20 protein-coding genes are annotated in these 22,896 nt (G+C 62.4%); 3 read left to right on the forward strand and 17 right to left on the reverse strand.

Annotated elements, in window-relative coordinates; translation table 11 throughout:
• Positions 1 to 31: 31 nt before the first annotated feature.
• Positions 32 to 1,039: an amidohydrolase family protein gene (locus tag KSS95_RS19370; protein ID WP_217848802.1), complete on the reverse strand. Its 1,008-nt coding sequence runs from the start codon at positions 1,037 to 1,039 to the stop codon at positions 32 to 34.
• A 115-nt stretch (positions 1,040 to 1,154) separates the two neighbouring features.
• Between KSS95_RS19370 and KSS95_RS19375 the strand changes: the two genes are divergently transcribed.
• Positions 1,155 to 2,018, forward strand: a complete 864-nt coding sequence (locus KSS95_RS19375; RefSeq protein WP_217848804.1) for a pirin family protein — start codon at positions 1,155 to 1,157, stop codon at positions 2,016 to 2,018.
• 116 nt (positions 2,019 to 2,134) lie between these two features.
• Here KSS95_RS19375 and KSS95_RS19380 read toward each other — a convergent pair whose 3' ends face one another.
• The 4 genes from KSS95_RS19380 to KSS95_RS19395 form a co-directional block, all read right to left on the reverse strand.
• Positions 2,135 to 2,860, reverse strand: coding sequence for a dienelactone hydrolase family protein (locus tag KSS95_RS19380; RefSeq protein ID WP_217848806.1), 726 nt, complete (start codon positions 2,858 to 2,860; stop codon positions 2,135 to 2,137).
• 108 nt (positions 2,861 to 2,968) lie between these two features.
• A complete protein-coding gene (gene htpG, locus KSS95_RS19385; protein ID WP_217848808.1) occupies positions 2,969 to 4,876 on the reverse strand; it encodes a molecular chaperone HtpG in 1,908 nt (635 codons plus the stop codon).
• Positions 4,877 to 4,971: 95 nt separating this feature from the next.
• Complete coding sequence (locus KSS95_RS19390) at positions 4,972 to 5,430, reverse strand: PaaI family thioesterase (protein WP_217848810.1); 459 nt, start codon at positions 5,428 to 5,430, stop codon at positions 4,972 to 4,974.
• Positions 5,427 to 5,903: a PaaI family thioesterase gene (locus KSS95_RS19395; protein ID WP_217848812.1), complete on the reverse strand. Its 477-nt coding sequence runs from the start codon at positions 5,901 to 5,903 to the stop codon at positions 5,427 to 5,429. Before KSS95_RS19395 ends, KSS95_RS19390 begins: the two co-directional genes overlap by 4 nt.
• A 136-nt stretch (positions 5,904 to 6,039) precedes the next feature.
• Between KSS95_RS19395 and KSS95_RS19400 the strand changes: the two genes are divergently transcribed.
• On the forward strand, positions 6,040 to 6,324 hold the full coding sequence (locus tag KSS95_RS19400) for a hypothetical protein (protein ID WP_134693145.1): 285 nt from the start codon (positions 6,040 to 6,042) through the stop codon (positions 6,322 to 6,324).
• Positions 6,325 to 6,391: 67 nt separating this feature from the next.
• Here the strand turns inward: KSS95_RS19400 and KSS95_RS19405 are convergent, their stop codons facing one another.
• The 11 genes from KSS95_RS19405 to sdhC all read right to left on the reverse strand — a co-directional run bounded on the left by KSS95_RS19405 (position 6,392) and on the right by sdhC (position 20,455).
• The gene (locus KSS95_RS19405) at positions 6,392 to 7,135 is read right to left on the reverse strand and encodes a DUF599 domain-containing protein (RefSeq protein WP_217848814.1); all 744 of its coding nucleotides are present in this window, start codon (positions 7,133 to 7,135) and stop codon (positions 6,392 to 6,394) included.
• Between the two features lie 212 nt (positions 7,136 to 7,347).
• Positions 7,348 to 8,661, reverse strand: a complete 1,314-nt coding sequence (brnQ, locus tag KSS95_RS19410) for a branched-chain amino acid transport system II carrier protein (RefSeq protein WP_217848816.1) — start codon at positions 8,659 to 8,661, stop codon at positions 7,348 to 7,350.
• A gap of 461 nt (positions 8,662 to 9,122) precedes the next feature.
• Complete coding sequence (gene sucD, locus KSS95_RS19415) at positions 9,123 to 10,007, reverse strand: succinate--CoA ligase subunit alpha (RefSeq protein ID WP_004376004.1); 885 nt, start codon at positions 10,005 to 10,007, stop codon at positions 9,123 to 9,125.
• Complete coding sequence (gene sucC / locus KSS95_RS19420) at positions 10,007 to 11,173, reverse strand: ADP-forming succinate--CoA ligase subunit beta (RefSeq protein WP_011534748.1); 1,167 nt, start codon at positions 11,171 to 11,173, stop codon at positions 10,007 to 10,009. The genes sucD and sucC overlap by 1 nt, the downstream gene beginning before the upstream one ends.
• Before the next feature lie 171 nt (positions 11,174 to 11,344).
• Positions 11,345 to 12,781: a dihydrolipoyl dehydrogenase gene (gene lpdA / locus KSS95_RS19425; RefSeq protein WP_102684708.1), complete on the reverse strand. Its 1,437-nt coding sequence runs from the start codon at positions 12,779 to 12,781 to the stop codon at positions 11,345 to 11,347.
• A gap of 92 nt (positions 12,782 to 12,873) precedes the next feature.
• Positions 12,874 to 14,097 (reverse strand): 2-oxoglutarate dehydrogenase complex dihydrolipoyllysine-residue succinyltransferase, encoded by a 1,224-nt coding sequence (gene odhB, locus KSS95_RS19430; RefSeq protein ID WP_102684707.1) that lies wholly within the window; start codon positions 14,095 to 14,097, stop codon positions 12,874 to 12,876.
• 42 nt (positions 14,098 to 14,139) lie between these two features.
• On the reverse strand, positions 14,140 to 16,971 hold the full coding sequence (locus KSS95_RS19435; protein ID WP_134693149.1) for a 2-oxoglutarate dehydrogenase E1 component: 2,832 nt from the start codon (positions 16,969 to 16,971) through the stop codon (positions 14,140 to 14,142).
• 243 nt (positions 16,972 to 17,214) lie between these two features.
• Positions 17,215 to 17,919 (reverse strand): succinate dehydrogenase iron-sulfur subunit, encoded by a 705-nt coding sequence (locus KSS95_RS19440; RefSeq protein WP_012315348.1) that lies wholly within the window; start codon positions 17,917 to 17,919, stop codon positions 17,215 to 17,217.
• A gap of 11 nt (positions 17,920 to 17,930) precedes the next feature.
• Positions 17,931 to 19,703, reverse strand: a complete 1,773-nt coding sequence (gene sdhA, locus KSS95_RS19445; RefSeq protein ID WP_194790991.1) for a succinate dehydrogenase flavoprotein subunit — start codon at positions 19,701 to 19,703, stop codon at positions 17,931 to 17,933.
• A 3-nt stretch (positions 19,704 to 19,706) separates the two neighbouring features.
• On the reverse strand, positions 19,707 to 20,075 hold the full coding sequence (gene sdhD, locus KSS95_RS19450; RefSeq protein ID WP_011534754.1) for a succinate dehydrogenase, hydrophobic membrane anchor protein: 369 nt from the start codon (positions 20,073 to 20,075) through the stop codon (positions 19,707 to 19,709).
• A complete protein-coding gene (gene sdhC, locus KSS95_RS19455; RefSeq protein WP_023628897.1) occupies positions 20,069 to 20,455 on the reverse strand; it encodes a succinate dehydrogenase, cytochrome b556 subunit in 387 nt (128 codons plus the stop codon). Before sdhC ends, sdhD begins: the two co-directional genes overlap by 7 nt.
• 352 nt (positions 20,456 to 20,807) lie before the next feature.
• On the opposite strand from sdhC, the gene gltA reads away from it, so the two are divergent.
• A complete protein-coding gene (gene gltA, locus KSS95_RS19460; protein ID WP_134693150.1) occupies positions 20,808 to 22,097 on the forward strand; it encodes a citrate synthase in 1,290 nt (429 codons plus the stop codon).
• A 181-nt stretch (positions 22,098 to 22,278) separates the two neighbouring features.
• Here gltA and KSS95_RS19465 read toward each other — a convergent pair whose 3' ends face one another.
• On the reverse strand, positions 22,279 to 22,884 hold the full coding sequence (locus KSS95_RS19465; protein ID WP_217854039.1) for an START domain-containing protein: 606 nt from the start codon (positions 22,882 to 22,884) through the stop codon (positions 22,279 to 22,281).
• Positions 22,885 to 22,896: the final 12 nt, after the last annotated feature.

The raw sequence follows: 22,896 nt of genomic DNA on the forward strand, positions 1-22,896 counted from the left end.
ATATCAAAACGCTATCCGCGATTGAAAGGCGCTACTTCACGTTTTTTGGCAGCAGATCGAGAAAATTCCGCCGGCTCACCTGCTCTGCCACGGCCGCAGGCAAGGCATCGAGGAAGGGATCGAAGCCGTGCAGCTGTTCGCCCAGGCTGGCGAACCGCCCGACCAGGTCGGAGCCCAGCATGAACCGGCTCGGGAAGCGCTCGACCAGCTCGACCCAGGCCTTGCGCGGCACACCCTCGCCATCGAGCAGGTAGGGTTCGAGCACGCTCCAGGACAGATCCACGTACAGGTTCGGGTAATCCTCCAGCAACCGGCTTAGTACCGGCAGCAGAAAATCCATCTGTTCCTGGTGGCGGTGGATCTCCAGGCTGCTGCCAGCATGGGCCCAGATGAAGCGGGTGTGCGGATGGTTGCGCAGCGGCTCCTCGATCTCGGCCAGGTACAAGGGGTTGCGCTCGCGCTTGGAAGTGATGTTCGAGTGCAGCAGCACCGGCAGGTCGCGTTCGGCGGCCAGATGGTAGATGCGGGTCATGGCTTCGTTGTTGGCCCTGGGCGTATCACCGCTGGTCAGCGCGGTGAGGTCGTCGTGGCGAGTGAAGACTTCGCCGATGCCTTGCCACAGGCCAGGGTAGAGTTCGAGCATGCGCTCGATATGGCTGACGGCGTTCTTGTCCACCGGATTGAAACCGCTGAGAAACGGATGGAAGCGCCGCCGCTGCTCGGCCGGCAGTTTCTCCAGGGCCGCCGCCACATACAGGTCGGTGGCGCTGTACCAGTACGCATCGGCGTCATCACCAGCGTAATAGCGCGGGCGCTTGGGCTCATCCTCGTGCCACTTCTTGGCCACCGGGATGCCGGAGATCATCGACTGCTCGACCCCGGCTTCATCCATCGCCTTGAGCAAGGCTGGCATGCCTTCGGTTTCCTGGAAGAAATCCACATAGTGCAGGTGCGCATCGCTATAGCGGTAGTCGCGGGCGTGCACGCTGTCGAGCAGGCCCGTGCCCAACAACAGGCAGGCCAATGTGCGGGCGATCATCTCAGGCTCCTTTGCCGATACCGTAAGAGTAGACCCGGCACCGGCACCGACGGTTCAGCCGCGGGCCGCGAACCGCTATGCTTGCAGGCGTCACCTGCCCGCCCGGAGTTTCACCATGAGCAGCCCCCTGGTCATCCGCCCACGCGCCGAGTCGGTCGAGGGCCAACCCATCCTGCGCCCGCTGCCCTCGGCCCAGTGCCGCAGCGTCGGGCCCTTCGTGTTCTTCGACCATATGCTGGAAACCGACTACGCCCCAGGCCATGGCATGGACATCCGCCAGCACCCGCACATCGGCCTGTCGACGCTTACCTATCTGTTCGAAGGGACAATCCTGCACAAGGACAGCCTCGGCTCGGCGCAGCGGGTGCTGCCGGGCGACGTCAGCTGGATGACGGCCGGCAGCGGCGTGGCACATGTCGAGCGCACGCCTGAAGACGCCCTGGCCCAAGGTTCACGCCTGCACGGGCTGCAGGTATGGCTGGCGTCGCCACGCGAACAGGAGCAAGGCGCGCCCAGCTACAGCCATCACCCGGCGGCCAGCCTGCCGGTCAGCGACAGCCTGGGGGTGCGTATCTGCATGATTGCCGGTAGCGGGTTCTGCCTGGAATCGCCGGTGCCAGTGCTGTCCCCTACCCTTTACGCGCATGTGCGGATGCAGCCGGCAACCACGCTACAGGTACCGAACGAGCACGTGCAGCGGGCGCTGTACCTGCTTGATGGTGAGCTGATGATGAACGACGAGGATGTGGATCCGTGCAGCCTGATGCTCCTGCCGGAAGGCGAAGAGGTGACGCTGTATGCGCAGGGTGACTGCCAGCTGGTGCTGATTGGTGGCGCGCCGCTGGATGGCCCGCGGCGGATGAACTGGAACTTTGTCGCCAGTGATGCGCAGCTGATCGAACAGGCCCGGGCCAGGTGGGCTGCGGGGGATTGGCCGGTGGTGCCGGGGGAAACCTCAAGAATCGAATTGCCGCGCTGATTTTGGGGCTGCTTTGCAGCCCAACGCGACACAAGGCCGCTCCTACAGGGGGAACGCGTAACCCTTGTAGGAGCGGCCTTGTGTCGCGTTGGGCCGCACAGCGGCCCCATGCAAACTCAGCGCTGGAACACTTCGCTCAGCAGGTTGTGCATCGAGCGGAACGCCCGCTCGGAGGTGCGCCGGTCATACTGCATCTTGCCCGGCACGTTGGCATTCGGGTCGGTGAACGAGTGCACCGCACCGCCATAGCTGAGCAGCTGCCAGTCGACCTTGGCGGCATTCATTTCCTCTTCGAACGCCGGCAGTTGCTCCTTGGGTACCAACGGGTCGGACGCGCCATGCAGCACCAGCACCGAGCCCTTGATGCGCTTGGCGTCCTCGGGGTTCGGCGTATCCAGCGTGCCATGGAACGACACCGCCGCCTTCAGCTCGGCGCCGGTACGGGCCAACTCCAGGGCACAGCAGCCACCGAAGCAGAAACCGAAGGTGGCGACCTTGCCCGGCACCAGCCGCGCCTTCGACTGCCCCAGCAACTGCGCCAGCGCTTCGTGCATGCGCTTGCGCAGCTCGGCGCGATCGTTCTTCAGCGGCATCATTGCCGCGCCCGCCTCATCGGCATTGGCTGGGCGCACCGATTGGCCATAAAGGTCGGCGATCAGCACCACGTAGCCTTGCTCCGCCACTTCCTTGGCGATTCGTACGGCGCCCTCGCCGATACCCATCCAGTTCGGCGCCATCACCAGGCCCGGCTGCGGCAACGCGTCCGGGGTATAGACCAGGCGGCTTTCATAGGCCTTGCCTGACAGGTGATAGACCAGCGACTCGACGATGACCTTGCTCATTCAGCTCTCCTTGGGCTTGCACGGGTCAGAACAGGATAGATGCTCCCACCGCTGCAATTTTCCTCGAATGAAAAAAAGCCCGCCGAAGCGGGCTTTGTCTGCGTCAGATCAAGCGGACAGCTCGACCAGCAGCTTGTTCAGACGACGCACATAGGCCGCCGGGTCCTTCAAGCTGTCGCCCGCCGCCAGCGCCGCCTGGTCGAACAGGATGTGCGACAGCTCGGCGAAGCGGTCTTCGCTCTGCTCGCCATCGAGCTTCTCGATCAGCGGGTGGCTCGGGTTGAACTCGAAGATCGGCTTGGACTCTGGCACCTTCTGCCCGCTGGCCTCGAGGATCTGGCGCATCTGCAGGCCCAGGTCCTGCTCGCCGATGGCGAGGATCGCCGGCGAGTCGGTCAGGCGGTGCGAGACACGCACCTCGGCCACGCTGTCACCCAGCGCGCCCTTCAGGCGCTCGACCAGGCCTTCCTTGTCCTTGGCGACTTCTTCCTGGGCCTTCTTGTCCTCTTCGGAGTCCAGCTTGCCCAGGTCCAGGTCGCCACGGGCGACATCGACGAAGGCCTTGCCATCGAACTCGTTGAGGTAGCTCATCAGCCACTCGTCGATGCGATCGGTCAGCAGCAGCACTTCGATGCCTTTCTTGCGGAAGACTTCCAGGTGCGGGCTGTTCTTGACCTGGGCGTGGGACTCGCCGGTCAGGAAGTAGATCTTGTCCTGGCCTTCCTTGGCGCGTGCCAGGTAATCGGCCAGGGCCACGCTCTGCTCACCGCTGTCGTCATGGGTGGAGGCGAAGCGCAGCAGGCCTGCGATCTTCTCCTTGTTGGCGAAGTCTTCCGCCGGGCCTTCCTTCATCACCTGGCCGAAGTTCTTCCAGAAGCCCTTGTACTGCTCTGGCTCGTTCTTCGCCAGCTTCTCCAGCATGTCCAGCACGCGCTTGGTCAGCGCGGTCTTCATCGACTCGATGATCGGATCCTTCTGCAGGATCTCGCGGGAGACGTTCAGCGACAGGTCGTTGGAGTCGACCACGCCCTTGATGAAGCGCAGGTACAGCGGCAGGAACGACTCGGCCTGGTCCATGATGAACACACGCTGCACATACAGCTTCAGGCCGCGTGGCGCTTCGCGCTGGTACAGGTCGAACGGCGCGCGGGCCGGCACATACAGCAGCGAGCTGTACTCAAGCTTGCCCTCGACCTTGTTGTGGCTCCAGGCCAGCGGGTTCTCGAAGTCGTGGCTGATGTGCTTGTAGAACTCCTGGTACTCCTCGTCCTTGACCTCGGTACGCGGACGGGTCCACAGGGCGCTGGCGCGGTTGACGGTTTCCCACTCCTGCGCTGGCTGCTCTTCGCCTTCGGCGGCAGCGGCCTGCTCCTTGGGCAACTCGATCGGCAGGGCGATGTGGTCGGAGTACTTCTTGACGATGTTGCGCAGGCGCCAGCCATCGGCGAACTCGTCTTCACCGGCCTTCAGGTGCAGGACGATGCGGGTGCCGCGCTGCGGCTTGTCGACGGTGGCGACTTCGAACTCACCCTCGCCCTTGGACGACCAGTGCACGCCCTCGGCGGCCGGCAGGCCGGCACGGCGGCTGAACACGTCGACCTTGTCGGCAACGATGAAGGCCGAGTAGAAACCCACGCCGAACTGACCGATCAGGTGCGAATCCTTCTTCTGGTCACCGGTGAGGTTCTTCATGAAGTCGGCGGTGCCGGACTTGGCGATGGTGCCCAGGTGGGCGATGACGTCCTCGCGGCTCATGCCGATACCGTTGTCCTCGAGGGTCACGGTGTTGGCGGCCTTGTCGAAGCTGACGCGGATCTTCAGGTCGGCGTCGCCTTCGAGCAGCTCAGGCTTGGCCAGGGCCTCGAAGCGCAGCTTGTCGGCGGCGTCGGAGGCGTTGGAGATCAGTTCGCGCAGGAAGATCTCCTTGTTCGAGTACAGGGAATGGATCATGAGGTGCAGCAGCTGCTTCACCTCGGTCTGGAAGCCCAGGGTTTCTTTTTGAGTCTCCACACTCATGGTCTTCAAAACTCCAATCTGTTGGTTGGTGGCGCCCGACGGCCGTCATGGCCTGCGTTTTATGGCGGATGTCCAGCAGATGGGGGCAGCCCCGACTATTTCAAGGGCTGTTCCGGTTCGATCTTGAAATGCGCCCGCGCCGTGGCGATCGGCGCGTCGCGATCACCCTGCCAGGCGGTGATGGCGACATTGGTCACCCGCCGGCCCTGGCGCCACAGCTGGCACTGGGCGAAGGTGTCGCGGTAGTGCCCGGCGCGCAGGTAGTCGATGGAAAAATCGATGATTTTCGGAATGCTCGCGCTTTCGCTGTAGATCAGCAGGTACAGCGCCGCCGACAGCTCCATGAAACCGGCGATCACCCCGCCATGGATCGCCGGCAACAACGGGTTGCCGATGTTGTCGGGGTTGGCCGGCAGGTGGAACAGCAGGTCGTCGCCCTGGCGCTCGCAGCGGATGCCAATCAACCCGGCGTAGGGAATCAACGCCAGCAACGGCTGGTAGTCGCACCGGGCATGGGCCTGGTTCAGTTGCTGGCGAATATCGGCCGGGATCATGCGCGCTGCTCCTTGAGGCTGTTGCCGAAGCGGATGCCGCCCTTGATGTCCTGGCCCAGGCGCATGAAGGTGCCGACCACCTGGCAGATCGGCTGCGCCGGATCGTCCTGGTAGGCCGTGCCGCGGGTGAAGATCACATCGCGGGTCACCCGGTAGCACAGGGCGTGGCCGTAGATATCCTTGCCCGCCTCGGCCGGGTGCATGTAGTCGATACGCAAATCCAGGGTCGGACACACCTCGAAGCGTGGCAAGGCACACAAGGTGGCCATGCCGCAGGTGGTGTCCATCAGGGTGGTCAGGACCCCGCCATGCACCGCACCGCTCTGCGGATTGCCGACGATGGCCGGCGACCAGGGCAACACCAGGGTCATGCCCTGGGCATCGGCGTGATGCACACGCATGTTCAACACCTGGCAATGTTTAAGCGCCGACAGGAAACGTTCGGCCATGCCCTGCAAGGCAGTGTCGTTCATTATCAACCCCGCATGAAATCACTGAAAAGTCCATATAGCTCGGGCAGTTATATATCTGTAACCTGGGTGGAACTTATTCGCCCCCGGCGAACTCGAAGGAACAAGTAAAGTTATTCCACCAAGGAGAGACACCCCCATGCGTAAACCTTTTGCTTTTGCTCTGATGCTGGCCGCTGCCATGGGCCTGGCTGCTTGCGATAAAGCGAGCGAAGACAAGGCCCAGGACGCACAGCAACACGCCGAGCAGGCCCAGGAAAAGATGGGCGAAGCTCAGGATAAATTGAACGACGCCGCCAAGGAAAACGCCGAAGCCGCCAAAGATCAGGCCGAAGCGCAGCAGAAGGCCGCCGAGGAAGCCGCACCGGCTACCCCAGCGCCAGAAACCGCGCCAGCGACCCCTGCCGAACCTGCCAAGCAGTAATCGCGCAGCATAAAAAAACCCGACGCTGTCGGGTTTTTTTATGCCGGGTATTTATAGCTGAAAGGCTTCAGCCGACACTATTGGAACTGTCCCTGTCCACCGCAGACGTGGCCGTGGGGGTGAATACCATCACTTCCAATACATGGGAATGGAACTCCCGGCGATACAAAATGAATACCACGCCGACACTCATGACCATGAACAGCCACGGGCCGATGAACCAACTCAACATGGCCATGCCGAAATAATAAGAACGCAGGCCCAGGTTGAACTGGTTGGCGGCCAGCGACAGCACCCTCGCTGCCCGGGAAGCGAAGGCCTTGCGCTCCAGTTCGTTGACCTCGCGCTCGCCGATCATCGGCGCCGAGCCCACCAGCACGGCCGCGAAGTTGTATTGGCGCATGCACCAGCTGAAGGTGAAGAAGGCATAGACGAACACCGTCGCCAGGCACAGCAGCTTGATTTCGGACATGCCCTGGGACGCCTGCTGCACCAGCGGCAGGTCGGCCAGCAACGACAAGGCGCGGTCCGAGGCGCCCAGCACGGTGAGGATGCCGGCGAGGATGATCAGCGTGCTGGAGGCGAAGAACGACGCATTGCGCTCCAGGTTGCCGATTACGCTGGCGTCGGCGATGCGGTTGTCACGCAGCAGCATGCGGCGCATCCAGTCTTCGCGGTACAGGTGCAGCACGCTGGCCAGGCAGGCGGTGTCACGCCCCTTCCAGGTGGCATAGCGGGTGTAGCCACCCCAGCAGATGGCGAACCAGCAGACGGCCAGGAGGTTGCCCAGGTTGTTTAGGATGAAGCTCATGCAGGAACCCCATGAAAGAGAAACAGTCCGCATTCGACGCCAGGATTCGGTAAAAGGCACGCCATCGAATAAAAATCGCCGGACAGGCCCCCGATTGCGTCGGAACAGGCCACAAAAAACCCCGCGCCTCTCGGCAGCGGGGTTTCGACATCCACCCTGGGCAGGCGCTCTGCGGCTTGTGGCCAGCACCCTGCCCTTGCGGCTTCAATCCATCAGGCCAGCGCCTCGCGCGGCTTGCCGAGCAAGCGGTCGCAAACCACGGCAGCGCCCAGGGTGATGACCGAAGGCACCAGCCAGGCCAGGCCCTGGTCGCTCAGCGGCAGGTGGGCCATGGCGTCCGGCAGCATGTGCGCCAGGCTGCTGCCCTTGATCGCGTCGACCATGCCGAACAGCAGCGACACCAGCATTACCGGGGCCAGGATACGCACCGGCGAGTTCCACAGCTCTTTGACGAAGCTCAGGCCCACCACCACGATGCACGGCGGGTAGATGGCCGTCAGCACCGGGATCGAGAACATGATCAGCTTGGTCAGGCCAAGGTTGGAGATCAGCAGCGAGAAGCCGGCGAGAATCACCACCAGGGCGCGGTACGACAGCGGCAGGATCTGGCTGAAGTACTCGGCGCAGGCACAGGTCAGGCCAACGGCGGTCACCAGGCAGGCCAGGGCGATCAGCACGGCAAGGAAACCGCTGCCGAGCGAACCGAAGGTGTGCTGCACGTAGGCATGCAACACGGCCGCGCCGTTGCTGGCGCCCATGGCAATGTCATGGCTGCCGGCGCCCAGGCGGAACAGGCTGATGTAGACCAGGGCCAGGCCGACACCGGCGATCAGGCCGGCGATGATGGCGTAGCGGGTGATCAACTGCGGCGACTCGACACCACGCGAGCGAATGGCATTGACGATGACGATGCCGAACACCAGTGCACCGAGGGTGTCCATGGTCAGGTAGCCGTTGATGAAGCCTTGGGAGAACGGCGCGGCGACGTATTGCGGCTGCGCTTCGCCGATGGTGCCAGCCGGCAGCGCGAAGGCGGCAATGCCGAGCACGGCCAGGGCGATGATCTTCAGCGGGGCGAGGAAGCGGCCGACGGTATCGAGCAGCTTGCCCGGGTACATCGACACGGCCAGCACCACCAGGAAGTACACCAGGCTGTAGATGAACAGCGCCGTCGGGCTCTCGCCGGTCAGCGGCGCGACGCCTACCTCGAACGACACGGTCGCGGTGCGCGGGGTGGCGAACAGCGGGCCCACCGACAGGTAGCACACCGCTGCCAGCAGGCCGCCGAAGAACTTGCCGATCGGGCTGCTCAGGGCGTCCATGCCGCCACCGACCTTGGCCAGGGCGACCACGGTGATGACCGGCAGGCCCACGGCGGTGACCAGGAAGCCAAGCGCCGCCATCCACACGTGTGGACCGGACTGCAGGCCGACGATGGGCGGGAAGATGATGTTGCCGGCGCCGACGAACAGCGCGAACGTCATAAAGCCAAGCGCCAGGATATCCTGGCCTTTTAACACTTTCATTTAAGGAAATACCACACTGCTGAAATCGGGAGTCGGAGGGGATTTCCCACAGGATTAAGGGAAATGCTGCCCGGCTTGGTGAGCCAGACCCGTTTAGCGTGTCGTTCCCTTTTGGGGTACGGGCACAGAGTGAACGCGTAGGGTACCTGTTTTGCCTGACAAACGCACTGGCACAGTGCTGCTTGTCCGATGTGCGTATGTGTTTGTCGTCTGGTTGAACGTGTCAGGCGACAATTTATTGCGTATTTGAGTGATTGTCTGGTTGAAAACACTGATTGAAGTGATCAAATTTTCCGTAGGAGCCGGCCTTGCCGGCGAACACCGGCTAAGCCGGTGCCTCCCTGCGCGTCGCCTATGTTCGCCGGCAAGGCCGGCTCCTACACCAGACCGTGCACAGCCACGGAAACGACAAAGGCCACCCGAGGGTGGCCTTTGTGCGCGTGGGGGGTATTGCGTGTTGCTTACTTCTTGACTTCCCAGCCAGTCAGCTCGGCCAGGGCCTTGCCGATGTCAGCCAGGGAACGCACGGTTTTCACACCGGCGTCCTGCAGGGCGGCGAACTTCTCGTCCGCAGTACCCTTGCCACCAGAGATGATGGCGCCAGCGTGGCCCATGCGCTTGCCCGCAGGTGCAGTTACACCGGCGATGTAGGAAACGACAGGCTTGGTCACGTTGGCCTTGATGTAGGCCGCGGCTTCTTCTTCAGCCGAACCGCCGATCTCACCGATCATGACGATCGCTTCGGTCTTCGGGTCTTCCTGGAACAGCTTCAGGATATCGATGAAGTTGGAGCCCGGAATCGGGTCACCGCCGATGCCGACGCAGGTCGACTGGCCGAAACCGGCGTCGGTGGTCTGCTTGACGGCTTCGTAGGTCAGGGTGCCGGAACGCGAAACGATACCGACTTTGCCTGGCAGGTGGATGTGGCCTGGCATGATGCCGATCTTGCACTCGCCCGGGGTGATGACACCTGGGCAGTTAGGGCCGATCAGGGTAACGCCCAGCTCGTCGCACTTGACCTTGGCGTCCAGCATGTCGAGGGTAGGAATACCCTCGGTGATGCAGACGATCAGCTTGATGCCACCGAAGGCGGCTTCCAGGATCGAGTCCTTGCAGAACGGCGCCGGTACGTAGATCACCGACGCGTCGGCGCCGGTGGCTTCTACTGCTTCCTTGACGGTGTTGAACACCGGCAGGCCCAGGTGGGTGGTGCCACCCTTGCCTGGGGTGACGCCGCCGACCATCTTGGTGCCGTAGGCGATAGCCTGTTCGGAGTGGAAGGTACCCTGCGAGCCGGTGAAGCCCTGGCAGATGACTTTGGTGTCTTTATTGATCAGGACGCTCATTACTTGCCCTCCGCAGCTTTGACAACTTGTTGAGCAGCGTCGGTCAGGCTGGTTGCCGCAATGATGTTCAAACCGCTTTCTGCCAGTACTTTAGCGCCCAGTTCGGCGTTGTTGCCTTCGAGGCGAACGACGACCGGAACCTTGACGCCGACTTCTTTCACTGCACCGATGATGCCTTCGGCAATCATGTCGCAGCGAACGATGCCGCCGAAGATGTTGACCAGAACGGCCGCGACATTGCTGTCGGACAGAATGATCTTGAACGCTTCGGTAACGCGCTCTTTGGTAGCGCCGCCGCCCACGTCGAGGAAGTTGGCTGGCTTGCCGCCGTGCAGGTTGACGATGTCCATGGTACCCATGGCCAGGCCGGCACCGTTGACCATGCAGCCGATGTTGCCTTCGAGGGCGACGTAGTTCAGTTCGAACTTGGCGGCGTGGGCTTCACGGGCGTCGTCCTGCGACGGGTCGTGGAAGGTTTTCAGCTTAGGCTGACGATACATGGCGTTGGCGTCGATGTTGATCTTGGCATCGAGGCAGTGCAGATCGCCATCGGCCTTGATCACCAGCGGGTTCACTTCCAGCAGGGCCAGATCGTGATCCTTGAACAGCTTGGCCAGGCCTACGAAGATCTTGGCGAACTGTTGAACTTGCTTGCCTTCCAGACCCAGCTGGAATGCCAGTTCACGGCCCTGGAACGGCTGAGCGCCGACCAGTGGGTCGATAGTGGCCTTGAGGATCTTCTCAGGCGTTTCGTGAGCGACTTTCTCGATGTCCACGCCACCTTCGGTGGACGCCATGAACACGATGCGACGGCTCGAACGATCGACGACAGCGCCCAGGTACAGCTCTTTGGCGATGTCGGTGCAGGATTCGACCAGGATCTTGGAAACTGGCTGGCCATTGGCGTCGGTCTGGTAGGTCACCAGGTTCTTGCCCAGCCACTGCGCAGCGAACGCCTTGGCGTCTTCCTTGCTGCGAACCAGCTTGACGCCGCCCGCCTTGCCGCGACCACCGGCGTGAACCTGGGCCTTAACAACCCACTCGGAACCGCCGATCTTGTCGCAGGCTTCTGCCGCTTGCTCAGGGGTATCGACTGCGAAACCCTTGGAAACTGGCAGGCCGTATTCAGCGAACAGCTGCTTACCCTGATACTCGTGAAGATTCATGCTTTTTACCGTCTTCGTTAGGTACTGCGCTTCGGCGCTGCGCCATCACTGGCGCCGCACCACCTGTGACCGTTGACCCCGGGTTTCCCGTGTGATCCGGTCCGGCGGACGTTCCGCGGTGAGTCTTGCACGCAAGACCCACGACGGGCAGCCCGCCGTGGTTTCTTATAATTAACGCTTCTTACGGTTGGCGACGTGAATGGCACCGCCATTCACCGCCAGCGCTGCTTCATGCAGCGCTTCGGACAGGGTCGGATGGCTGAAGACCATCATGCCCAGATCCTCGGCACTGGTGCCGAATTCCATTGCGATCGCGCCCTGCTGCACCAGCTCGGCAGCCGATGGGCCGATCACGTGCACACCCAGTACGCGGTCGGTCTTGGCATCGGCGATGACCTTGACGAAACCGCCGGTGTCGTTGGCCGCCATCGCACGGCCGCTGGCCGCGAACGGGAAGGTGCCCACGTTAACCTCAACGCCTTCGGCTTTCAACGCCTGTTCGGTCTTGCCGACCCAGGCGATTTCCGGGTGGGTGTAGATGACCGACGGGATCAGGTCGTAGTTCATCTGCGCCTTGTGGCCCTTGATGCGCTCGACGACCATGATGCCCTCTTCCGAGGCCTTGTGCGCCAGCATCATGCCGCGCACCACGTCACCGATGGCAAACACGCCCGGCACGCTGGTGGCGCAGTGATCGTCGACGAAGATGTAGCCACGCTCGTCGATGGTCACGCCGCTGTCGGCGGCCAGCAGGTCAGTGGTCACCGGACGACGGCCGACCGCGACGATCAGCTTGTCGAAGGTGATCTTCTGCTCGCCTTCGGCGTTGGTGTAGGTCACTTCGACTTCGTTGCCGTTGACTTTCGAGCCGGTGACGCGCGCGCCCAGCTTGATGTCCAGGCCTTGCTTGGTCAGGGTCTTCTGGGCTTCTTTCGACACGGCGGTGTCGGCAGCCATCAGGAAGGTGTCCAGGGCTTCCAGGACGGTCACTTCAGCACCCAGGCGAGCCCATACCGAGCCCAGCTCCAGGCCGATCACGCCAGCACCGATAACGCCCAGGCGCTTGGGCACGGCCTGGAATTCCAGGGCGCCGGTGGAGTCGACGATGACGTTCTGGTCGACCGGAGCCGGTGGAATGTCGATCGGACGCGAACCGGAAGCCAGGATCACGTTCTCGGCTTCGATGACTTCGGTGGTGCCGTCAGCCTTGGTGACTTCGACCTTCTTGCCAGCCAGCAGCTTGCCGTGGCCCTGGATCGAAGTCACGCCGTTGGCCTTGAACAGGGTGGCGACGCCACCGGTCAGGTTCTTGACGATGCCGGCCTTGCGGCCAACCATCGCGGCGACGTCCATCTTCACTTCGCCAGTGGAGATGCCGTGGACGTTGAAGCTCTCTTTGGCTTCCTTGTATTTCCAGGAGCTGTCCAGCAGCGCCTTGGAAGGAATGCAGCCCACGTTCAGGCAGGTGCCGCCCAGGGCCAGCTTGCCCTCGGCGTCGGTGTACTTCTCGATACAGGCAGTCTTCAGACCAAGCTGGGCAGCCTTGATGGCAGCCACATAGCCGCCAGGACCTGCACCAATCACCACTACGTCGAATTTCTGGGTCATAAAAGATTCCTTATCAGCTACAAGCTACAAGCCGCGAACCGTGCGGCCCCGCCTCTTGCGAGGCCGGGGCCGGACGATAGGCAGCTAGTTGATTAGATGTCCAGCAGCAGGCGAGACGGATCTTCCAGCAGGTTCTTGATGGTCACCAGGAAGGTTACCGCTTCCTTGCCGTCGATCAGGCGGTGGTCGTAGGACAGCGCCAGGTACATCATCGGGCGGATCACCACTTGGCCATTGATGGCCATCGGGCGCTGGATGATGTTGTGCATGCCCAGGATGGCTGCCTGCGGCGGGTTGACGATCGGGGTCGACATCATCGAGCCGAAGGTACCACCGTTGGTGATGGTGAAGGTACCGCCGGTCATCTCTTCGATGGCCAGCTTGCCGTCACGGGCCTTCTTGCCGAAGGTGGCGATGCCGTTCTCGATCTCGGCCAGCGACATCGACTCGGCGTTGCGCAGCACCGGAACCACCAGGCCACGGTCGCTGGAGACCGCGACGCCGACGTCGGCATAACCGTGGTAGACGATGTCGTTGCCGTCGATCGAGGCGTTGACGGCCGGGAAGCGCTTCAGCGCCTCGGTGGCAGCCTTGACGAAGAACGACATGAAGCCCAGGCGCACGCCGTTGTGGGTCTTCTCGAACAGGTCCTTGTACTTCGAACGCAGGGCCATGACTTCGGTCATGTCGACTTCGTTGAAGGTGGTCAGCATGGCCATGTTCGACTGGGCTTCGACCAGACGCTCGGCGATCTTGGCGCGCAGGCGGGTCATCGGCACGCGCTTCTCGGTGCGGTCGCCTGCGGCAACCACAACCGGGGCAGCAGCAGCGGCGGCGGCAGGCTTGGCAGCCGGCGCCGGGGCCGATTTCTTGTTGGCGACGGCGGCGACGACGTCTTCCTTGGTGATGCGACCGCCTTTGCCGGTGCCGGCAACGGTCGCCAGGTCGATGCCGTTCTCTTCAGCCAGCTTGCGCGCGGCCGGGGCGGCAACCGGGTCGTCTTCGCCAGCGTCGGCAGCAGCGGCGGCAGCCGGAGCAGCAGCGGCCGGGGCGGCAGCAGGCGCGGCGGCGGCAGCGCCACCTTCAACGATCGAGCCCAGGACTTCGTCGGACAGGACGGTGTCGCCCTCGCCCTTGACGATGGCACCCAGCACGCCATCGGCGGTGGCCAGGACTTCCAGGACGACTTTGTCGGTTTCGATGTCGACGATCAGCTCGTCACGCTTGACGGCGTCGCCCGGCTGCTTGTGCCAGGTGGCAACGGTGCCGTCGGCGACCGATTCCGGGAAGGTTGGGGCTTTGATCTCGATAGCCATTAGCAGTGTTTCCTTAAATTCGGTTTCAGGTGCGCGAAGGCGTTAGACAGTGAAGGCGTCTTGCAGCAGTTTTTCCTGCTGTTCGGCGTGCTTCGATGCGTAACCACAAGCTGGCGCGGCGGATGCGTCGCGACCGGCGTACTCCAGGACCAGCGCCTTGTTGTGGCGGCCCAGGATACGGCGCATGTGGTGCTGGCTGCTGTACCAGGCGCCCTGGTTCATCGGTTCTTCCTGACACCAGACCGCATGCTTGAGGTTGGTGTACGGCGCCAGGATTTCGACCAGGTCGTCCTCAGGGAACGGATACAGCTGCTCGATACGCACGATGGCGATGTCTTCGCGGCCTTCGGCACGGCGTTTTTCCAGCAGGTCGTAGTAGACCTTGCCACCACACAGCACCAGGCGCTCGACCTTGGCCGGATCGATCGCGTCGATTTCCGGGATCACGGTCTGGAACGAGCCTTCGGCCAGGTCTTCCAGGGTCGAGATGGCCAGCTTGTGGCGCAGCAGCGACTTCGGCGTCAGGACGATCAGCGGCTTGCGCAGCGGACGAATGACCTGGCGACGCAGCAGGTGGTAGATCTGTGCCGGGGTGGTCGGTACGCAGACCTGGATGTTGTGCTCGGCGCACAGCTGCAGGTAGCGCTCCAGGCGCGCGGAGGAGTGCTCCGGGCCCTGCCCTTCATAGCCGTGTGGCAGCAGCATGGTCAGACCGCACAGGCGGCCCCACTTGTGCTCGCCGCTGGTGATGAACTGGTCGATCACCACTTGCGCACCGTTGGCGAAGTCGCCGAACTGGGCTTCCCAGATCACCAGCGCGTTCGGCGTGGTGGTCGAGTAGCCGTATTCGAAGGCCAGTACCGCTTCTTCCGAGAGGAAGGAGTCGTACAGGTCGAAACGCGGCTGGCCCGGGAACAGGTTCTTCAGCGGTACGTAGGTGCTGGCGTCCTTCTGGTTGTGCAGCACCGCGTGACGGTGCGAGAAGGTGCCACGGCCGATGTCCTGGCCGGTCATGCGGATCGGGTGACCTTCGAACTGCAGGGTGGCGTAGGCCATGGTCTCTGCATAGCCCCAGTTGATCGGCAAGCCACCGGCCTGCATCTTCTGGCGGTCTTCGTAGATCTTCGCGACCTGGCGCTGGACGACGAAGCCTTCCGGCAGTTCCAGCAGCTTGGCCGACAGTTCCTGCAGGGTCTTGAGGTCGAAGCGGGTGTCGTGACGCGCGGTCCAGGCATGGCCCAGGTAGGGGCGCCAGTCGACGAACAGCTCGCGGTTCGGCTCCTTGACCAGGCTCTTGACCACGTGCAGGCCGTTGTCCAGCGCGTTGCGGTACTCGTCGATCTTGGCCTGGGCGCGCTCGGCGTCGATGCGACCGGCCTGGATCAGCGCCTCTGCATACAACTCGCGCGTGGTGCGCTGCTTGCTGATCTGCTGGTACATCAACGGCTGGGTGCCGTTCGGCTCGTCGGCCTCGTTGTGGCCGCGACGACGGTAGCAGACCAGGTCGATGACCACGTCACGCTTGAACTGCATGCGGTAGTCGATGGCCAGCTGGGTGACGAACAGCACCGCTTCCGGGTCATCGCCGTTCACGTGCAGGATCGGCGCCTGGATCATCTTGGCAACGTCGGTGGCGTACTCGGTGGAGCGCGCGTCCAGCGGGTTGCTGATGGTGAAGCCAACCTGGTTGTTGATCACGATGTGCACGGTGCCGCCGGTCTTGAAACCGCGGGTCTGCGACATCTGGAAGGTTTCCATGACCACACCCTGGCCGGCGAACGCAGCGTCGCCGTGGATGGAGATCGGCAGAACCTTGTCACCCACGGTGTCGTTACGACGGTCCTGGCGGGCGCGAACCGAACCTTCCACCACTGGCGAGACGATTTCCAGGTGGGAAGGGTTGAACGCCATGGCCAGGTGCACTTCGCCACCGGTGGTCATCACGTTGGAGGAGAAGCCCTGGTGATACTTCACGTCACCGGAGCCCAGCTCGTTCATCTTCTTGCCTTCGAACTCGTCGAACAGCTCGCGCGGGTTCTTGCCGAAGGTGTTGACGAGCACGTTCAGGCGGCCACGGTGGGCCATGCCGATCACGACTTCCTTGGTGCCGTAGGAACCGGAGCGCTGGATCATTTCGTCCAGCATCGGGATCAGGCTTTCGCCGCCTTCCAGGCCGAAACGCTTGGTACCTGGGTACTTGGTGCCCAGGTACTTCTCCAGGCCCTCACCGGCCGTGACGCGTTCGAGCAGGTGAGCCTGCACGTCGGCGGAGAATTCCGGACGGCCACGTACGCTTTCCAGGCGCTGCTGGAACCAGCTGCGTTGCTCGGAATCGACGATGTGGGTGAATTCGGCACCAATGGTGCGACAATATGTCTTCTCGAGCGCCTCGAAGATTTCGCGTAGGCTCGCTTCCTCTTTGCCGATGAACAGGTCGCCGGCACGGAAGGTCGTATCAAGATCGGCATTGGTCAAGCCGTAGTGATTGATCGACAGGTCTACGGGCGCAGGACGCTGCCACAACCCCAACGGGTCGAGCTTGGCAGCCTGATGGCCGCGCATACGATAGGCCTGGATCAGTCGCAGAACTTCAACCTGCTTCTTCTCGTGTTCACTGCTCACGCTCCCGGCGGAAACCGGTTGGGCGCGGCGCTGGTTCTTTGCCAGCAGTACGAAATGGTCGCGGATCGTCGAGTGCGATACATCGGTAGCGGTGCTGCCGTCGGCGGGCAATTTCTGGAAGTAAGTGCGCCACTCTTCTGGCACAGCGTTAGGGTCGTGCAGGTAGAGCTCATAAAGCTCTTCCACATATGCAGCGTTACCACCTGAAAGGTGGGCGCTTTCCCACATGCGCTGCATCACGCTTTCTTGCATGCTTGGTCACCCTCGGTTAGGGGACTGATCGGCGAGAGCCACAGCAAACCTGGAAAAGTCCGAACACAGCGACTGAACCACGCCACCTGGATCCTGCTGATTTTCCGGGTACCAGCCCGGAAGCCCCTGCTGGTCTCATATCTTCATAGGTAATGAGCGCGGGCGTTATCGGCCCTTGCTCGGGTTTTACCTCGGTGCGGGCTCACCACCCGCACCTCGGCTTACTGCAGGTACAACGGTGAATCAGGTGCCGCTTTGCAGCAGCATGTTACGCACGTGACCGATTGCCTTGGTCGGGTTCAGACCCTTCGGGCACACGTTCACGCAGTTCATGATCCCGCGGCAGCGGAATACGCTGAACGGGTCATCCAGGGACGCCAGGCGCTCCTGAGTCTTGGTGTCACGGCTGTCGGCCAGGAAGCGATAGGCCTGCAGCAGCGCGGCGGGGCCCAGGAACTTGTCCGGGTTCCACCAGAACGATGGGCAGGAGGTCGAGCAGCAAGCGCACAGGATGCACTCGTACAGACCGTCCAGCTTGTCGCGATCTTCCGGCGACTGCAGACGCTCGATGGCCGGGGCCGGCGTGTCGTTCTGCAGGAACGGCTTCACCTTCTCGTACTGCTTGTAGAAGATGCTCATATCGACGACCAAGTCACGAATGACCGGCAGGCCCGGCAGCGGGCGCAGCACCAGCTTGTTGCCCTTAACCACGCCCGACAGCGGGGTGATGCAGGCCAGGCCGTTCTTGCCGTTCATGTTCATGCCATCGGAACCGCAAACGCCTTCACGGCAGGAGCGACGGTACGAGAAGCCCTCGTCCTTCTCCTTGATCAGCGCCAGCACGTCCAGCACCATCAGGTCCTTGCCGCCGGTATCGACGTCGAACGACTCCATCTTGGGCGCCGAGTCGGTGTCCGGGTTGTAACGATAAACTTCGACTTTCAACATAGCGGCCACCCTTAGTAAGTCCGGACTTTTGGTTCGAAGGCAGGAACTGTCTTCGGCGCAAAGTTGACGCCACGCTTGGCGACGCGCTTCTCACCCGGGTAGTACAGGGTGTGGCACAGCCAGTTTTCGTCGTCACGGTCTTCGAAGTCTTCACGGGCATGCGCGCCGCGGGACTCTTTACGGGCTTCGGCCGCAATGGCGGTAGCTTCGGCGACTTCCAGCAGGTTCTGCAGCTCCAGCGCCTCGATACGCGCGGTGTTGAAGGCCTGGGACTTGTCGTTGATCTTGACGTTGGCGATGCGGTCACGCAGGCCGGCCAGTTGCTCGATGCCCTTCTGCATGTATTCGCCGGTACGGAACACACCGAAGTAGTTCTGCATGCAGCTCTGCAGCTCGCGCTTCAGGCTGGCAACGTCTTCGCCGCTGGTACGCTCGTTGAGCTTGTTCAGACGGTTCAGGGCAACATCGACGTCGGTGTCGCTGGCATCGCGGTACTCGACGCCATCGCTCAGCGCCTTCTCCAGGTGCAGGCCGGCGGCGCGACCGAAGACCACCAGGTCGAGCAGCGAGTTGCCGCCCAGGCGGTTGGCACCGTGAACCGATACGCACGCCACTTCACCCACGGCGAACAGACCCGGAATGATGTGATCCTTGCCTTCGGCGTCCATGGTGATGGCCTGGCCGTGAATGTTGGTGGCAACGCCGCCCATCATGTAGTGGCAGGTCGGCACGACCGGAACCGGCGCGACCACCGGGTCGACGTGGGCGAAGGTCTTGGACAGTTCGCAGATGCCTGGCAGGCGGCTGTGCAGCACTTCCTCGCCCAGGTGATCCAGCTTCAGCAGCACGTGGTCCTTGTTCGGGCCCACGCCGTTGCCGGCGATGATTTCCTTGACCATGGAACGGGCAACCACGTCGCGGCCGGCCAGGTCTTTGGCGTTCGGCGCGTAACGCTCCATGAAGCGCTCGCCGTGGGCGTTGATCAGGTAGCCACCCTCACCGCGGCAACCTTCGGTGACCAGTACACCGGCGCCGGCGATGCCGGTCGGGTGGAACTGCCACATCTCGATGTCCTGCACCGGCACGCCGGCACGCAGGGCCATGCCGATACCGTCGCCGGTATTGATCAGGGCGTTGGTGGTGGAGGCGTAGATACGGCCGGCACCGCCAGTGGCCAGTACGGTGGCCTTGGACTTGATGTACATGGTTTCGCCGGTTTCGATGCAGATCGCGATCACACCGACGAAAGCGCCGTCCTGGTTCTTCACCAGGTCAACGGCGTAGTACTCGTTGAGGAAGGTGGTGCCTGCCTTCAGGTTGCCCTGGTACAGGGTGTGCAGCAGCGCGTGACCGGTACGGTCGGAGGCAGCGCAGGTACGGGCAGCCTGGCCACCCTTGCCGAAGTCCTTGGACTGGCCACCGAACGGACGCTGATAGATGCGACCGGTTTCGGTACGGGAGAACGGCAGGCCCATGTGGTCCAGCTCGAAGACCGCGGCCGGGCCTTCCTGACACATGTACTCGATAGCGTCCTGGTCACCGATGTAGTCGGAGCCCTTGACGGTATCGTACATGTGCCAGCGCCAGTCGTCGTTCGGGTCGGCCGAAGCGATGGCGCAGGTGATGCCGCCCTGGGCGGAAACGGTGTGCGAACGGGTCGGGAAGACCTTGGTGACCACGGCGGTCTTGTGGCCGCCTTGAGCCAGTTGCAGCGCTGCGCGCATGCCTGCCCCGCCGCCACCGATGATGATGGCGTCGAAGGAAATGGTTGGAATGTTAGCCATGAATCAGATACCCCAGAGAATCTGCACACCCCAGACGAAGTAAGCGAACATCGCAACGCCGCATACCGCCTGGAACAGGAAACGAATCGCAGTCGCCGACTTGCCGAACGACATCGGCGTCAGGTAGTCGGTGGCAATGGTCCACATGCCGACCCAGGCGTGAGCGCCCAGGGCAACCAGGGCCAGCAGACTGAAGATACGCATCGCGTTGTTGGAGAACAGACCGTGCCACTGGGCGTAGTCGATGCCCGGGTGGGCGGCGAGGTAGCCGATCAGGAAGATGAAGTAAGCCGCGAGAACGACCGCCGAGACGCGCTGCGCCATCCAGTCATAGAGGCCCGAACGCGACAGGTTCGTGACATTAGTTACCATACCCAAACTCCCGCCAGAACGATCAGCACCACGGAGATGACGATCACGATTTTCGAGCCCAGCTTGCCGCCTTCCAGCGTCTCACCGACACCCATGTCCATGATCAGGTGGCGCACACCTGCCACGAGGTGGTACAGCAGGCCGGACAGCAGGCCCCAGGTCACCAGTTTGGCCAGCGGGCTGGTCAGACACGCCTTCACCTCGGCAAAGCCTTCCTCGGAACCCAGCGACTTGCCCAATGCGTAAAGCATGATGGCAAGGCCGAGGAACAGGATGACGCCGGAGATACGGTGAAGAATGGACGTGTACGCGGTGATCGGGAGTTTGATGGTCCTTAGGTCTAGGTTTACAGGTCGTTGGCTTTTCACGGCTTTTTTCACACTGAAGAGCCCCTAGCTAACAGGGCAAAGTTGTTGGTAAGTGTACTGGTCAGGTACCCACCACCCAGGAGAGCGACGACACCCAGCAGGACGGGCTGGAAAGCCCCTGGGAGTCGGCTGCCGAGTATAGACAGTTAGGCTGCTCATGACAACGTGAGGGGCTCGCCCAAATAGCGCATTGCCTTTAATGAACAAAAGGCGTAAACGGGCGAGAATTTCGTGAAAAACCAGGCCTTAGAGGGCGTTTCAACCAGCCTTTAGGCAAATTGACATTCGAATTTATCCCTCTATAGTGGTGCGGGCCCTGCGTGGGGGGTCTGTCTGATGATTTCAAGCATTAATAGGAGGCCACATGGCTGACAAAAAAGCGCAGTTGATCATCGAGGGCGCTGCCCCCGTCGAGCTGCCCATTTTAACCGGCACCGTTGGTCCCGATGTTATCGACGTCCGCGGGTTGGGGGCATCCGGCCACTTCACCTTCGACCCCGGCTTCATGGCGACCGCCTCGTGCGAGTCGAAGATCACCTACATCGACGGCGACAAGGGTGTCCTGCTGCACCGCGGCTACCCGATCGAACAGCTCGCCGAGCAATCGGACTACCTCGAGACCTGCTACCTGCTGCTCAACGGCGAACTGCCCAATGCCGAGCAGAAGGCCCAGTTCGTCAGCACCGTGAAGAACCACACCATGGTTCACGAGCAGTTGAAGTCGTTCTTCAACGGCTTCCGTCGCGACGCTCACCCCATGGCGGTGATGTGCGGCGTGGTCGGCGCCCTGTCGGCGTTCTATCACGACTCGCTGGACATCAATAACCCGCAGCACCGCGAGATCTCCGCCGTGCGCCTGGTCGCGAAAATGCCGACCCTGGCGGCGATGGTCTACAAGTACTCCATGGGCCAGCCCATGATGTACCCGCGCAACGACCTGTCGTACGCGGAAAACTTCCTGCACATGATGTTCAACACCCCGTGCGAGATCAAACCGATCAGCCCGGTGCTGGCCAAGGCGATGGACCGGATCTTCATCCTCCACGCCGACCACGAGCAGAACGCCTCCACCTCCACCGTGCGCCTGGCGGGCTCCTCGGGTGCCAACCCGTTCGCCTGTATCGCCGCCGGCATCGCCGCGCTGTGGGGCCCTGCCCACGGCGGCGCGAACGAAGCCGTGCTGACCATGCTCGATGAAATCGGCGATGTCTCGAACATCGACAAGTTCATCGCCAAGGCCAAGGACAAGAACGACCCGTTCAAGCTCATGGGCTTCGGTCACCGCGTGTACAAGAACCGCGACCCGCGCGCCACCGTGATGAAGAAGACCTGCGACGAAGTGCTCGGCGAGCTGGGCATCAAGAACGACCCGCAGCTGGAACTGGCCATGCGCCTGGAAGAGATCGCCCTCACCGATCCGTACTTCGTCGAGCGCTCGCTGTACCCGAACGTCGACTTCTACTCGGGCATCATTCTCAAGGCCATCGGCATCCCGACCAGCATGTTCACCGTGATCTTCGCCCTGGCACGTACCGTGGGCTGGATCTCGCACTGGAAGGAAATGCTCTCCGGCCCGTACAAGATCGGCCGTCCGCGCCAGCTGTACACCGGTCACGAGCAGCGCGACATCGTTGCGCTGAAAGACCGCAAGTAAGCCTGCCGGCCGAACGCAAGAAGGCTGCCCTCGGGCAGCCTTTTTTGTTCCGATCTGCCCAACCCCCTTGTAGGAGCGGCCTTGTGTCGCGAAAAGGGCGCGCAGCGCCCTCAGGGTCTTGGCAGCCGTGGAGATTGTCGGGGCCCGCGCAGACCAGCGCCGACAGGGCGCAAGCTAGCCTTCAGTGCTTCTCGGCACGCTCTTTCAACCCCTTGAGGGTATTGAACGGCGCATCCACCACGAACTTGTTGGCCAGCCACGACGGCACGCTACCACCCGGCTCGGTGTGCACCTGGTAGGTCACCTCAGTGCTGTCGCCCTTGGGCACCAGCTTCCAGAAGCCCTCCACCTGGGCGACACGCACGAAACCCTTCTCTTCCGGCAGATACGTCGGCTGCTCCTGAAGCTTGCGGGTCAGGCTGCCATCGGCTTCCTGGACCGTGGTCACATGCAGGATCGAATCCCGCGGCGTCACCGGCCAGGGCGTGTTGAACTGGGTGTAGGTCCAGCTCTGCTCGCCCTCGGTCTTGAGCAATTTCTGAGTCTTGCACTCATGAATCCAGGCGCAGGCGCCCACCACGTCCTCCTGCAACGCCTTGACCTTGGCCAACGGCGCCTTGATCACGGTCACACCGCGATAAGCCTTGTACTTGGAGCCCGCCACTTCGCTGAGGGAGACCTTGATGCCCTCCTCGTCCTTGGCCACCTGCCAGTTCTCGGCCCAGGCCGCCGGCGCCAGCACCACTCCCATGCCACACAGCAGGGCAATACGCTTGATCGATCTCATCATGTTGTTCCT

It is taken from the genome of Pseudomonas muyukensis (assembly GCF_019139535.1).
GTDB lineage: Bacteria > Pseudomonadota > Gammaproteobacteria > Pseudomonadales > Pseudomonadaceae > Aquipseudomonas > Aquipseudomonas muyukensis.

Excerpts from the sequence above, each read along its gene's own strand:
- KSS95_RS19370 (WP_217848802.1), bottom strand. The coding sequence starts at position 1,039 with ATGATCGCCCGCACATTGGCCTGCCTGTTGTTGGGCACGGGCCTGCTC.
- KSS95_RS19375 (WP_217848804.1), top strand. The coding sequence starts at position 1,155 with ATGAGCAGCCCCCTGGTCATCCGCCCACGCGCCGAGTCGGTCGAGGGC.
- KSS95_RS19380 (WP_217848806.1), bottom strand. The coding sequence starts at position 2,860 with ATGAGCAAGGTCATCGTCGAGTCGCTGGTCTATCACCTGTCAGGCAAG.
- htpG (WP_217848808.1), bottom strand. The coding sequence starts at position 4,876 with ATGAGTGTGGAGACTCAAAAAGAAACCCTGGGCTTCCAGACCGAGGTG.
- KSS95_RS19390 (WP_217848810.1), bottom strand. The coding sequence starts at position 5,430 with ATGATCCCGGCCGATATTCGCCAGCAACTGAACCAGGCCCATGCCCGG.
- KSS95_RS19395 (WP_217848812.1), bottom strand. The coding sequence starts at position 5,903 with ATGAACGACACTGCCTTGCAGGGCATGGCCGAACGTTTCCTGTCGGCG.
- KSS95_RS19400 (WP_134693145.1), top strand. The coding sequence starts at position 6,040 with ATGCGTAAACCTTTTGCTTTTGCTCTGATGCTGGCCGCTGCCATGGGC.
- KSS95_RS19405 (WP_217848814.1), bottom strand. The coding sequence starts at position 7,135 with ATGAGCTTCATCCTAAACAACCTGGGCAACCTCCTGGCCGTCTGCTGG.
- brnQ (WP_217848816.1), bottom strand. The coding sequence starts at position 8,661 with ATGAAAGTGTTAAAAGGCCAGGATATCCTGGCGCTTGGCTTTATGACG.
- sucD (WP_004376004.1), bottom strand. The coding sequence starts at position 10,007 with ATGAGCGTCCTGATCAATAAAGACACCAAAGTCATCTGCCAGGGCTTC.
- sucC (WP_011534748.1), bottom strand. The coding sequence starts at position 11,173 with ATGAATCTTCACGAGTATCAGGGTAAGCAGCTGTTCGCTGAATACGGC.
- lpdA (WP_102684708.1), bottom strand. The coding sequence starts at position 12,781 with ATGACCCAGAAATTCGACGTAGTGGTGATTGGTGCAGGTCCTGGCGGC.
- odhB (WP_102684707.1), bottom strand. The coding sequence starts at position 14,097 with ATGGCTATCGAGATCAAAGCCCCAACCTTCCCGGAATCGGTCGCCGAC.
- KSS95_RS19435 (WP_134693149.1), bottom strand. The coding sequence starts at position 16,971 with ATGCAAGAAAGCGTGATGCAGCGCATGTGGGAAAGCGCCCACCTTTCA.
- KSS95_RS19440 (WP_012315348.1), bottom strand. The coding sequence starts at position 17,919 with ATGTTGAAAGTCGAAGTTTATCGTTACAACCCGGACACCGACTCGGCG.
- sdhA (WP_194790991.1), bottom strand. The coding sequence starts at position 19,703 with ATGGCTAACATTCCAACCATTTCCTTCGACGCCATCATCATCGGTGGC.
- sdhD (WP_011534754.1), bottom strand. The coding sequence starts at position 20,075 with ATGGTAACTAATGTCACGAACCTGTCGCGTTCGGGCCTCTATGACTGG.
- gltA (WP_134693150.1), top strand. The coding sequence starts at position 20,808 with ATGGCTGACAAAAAAGCGCAGTTGATCATCGAGGGCGCTGCCCCCGTC.
- KSS95_RS19465 (WP_217854039.1), bottom strand. The coding sequence starts at position 22,884 with ATGAGATCGATCAAGCGTATTGCCCTGCTGTGTGGCATGGGAGTGGTG.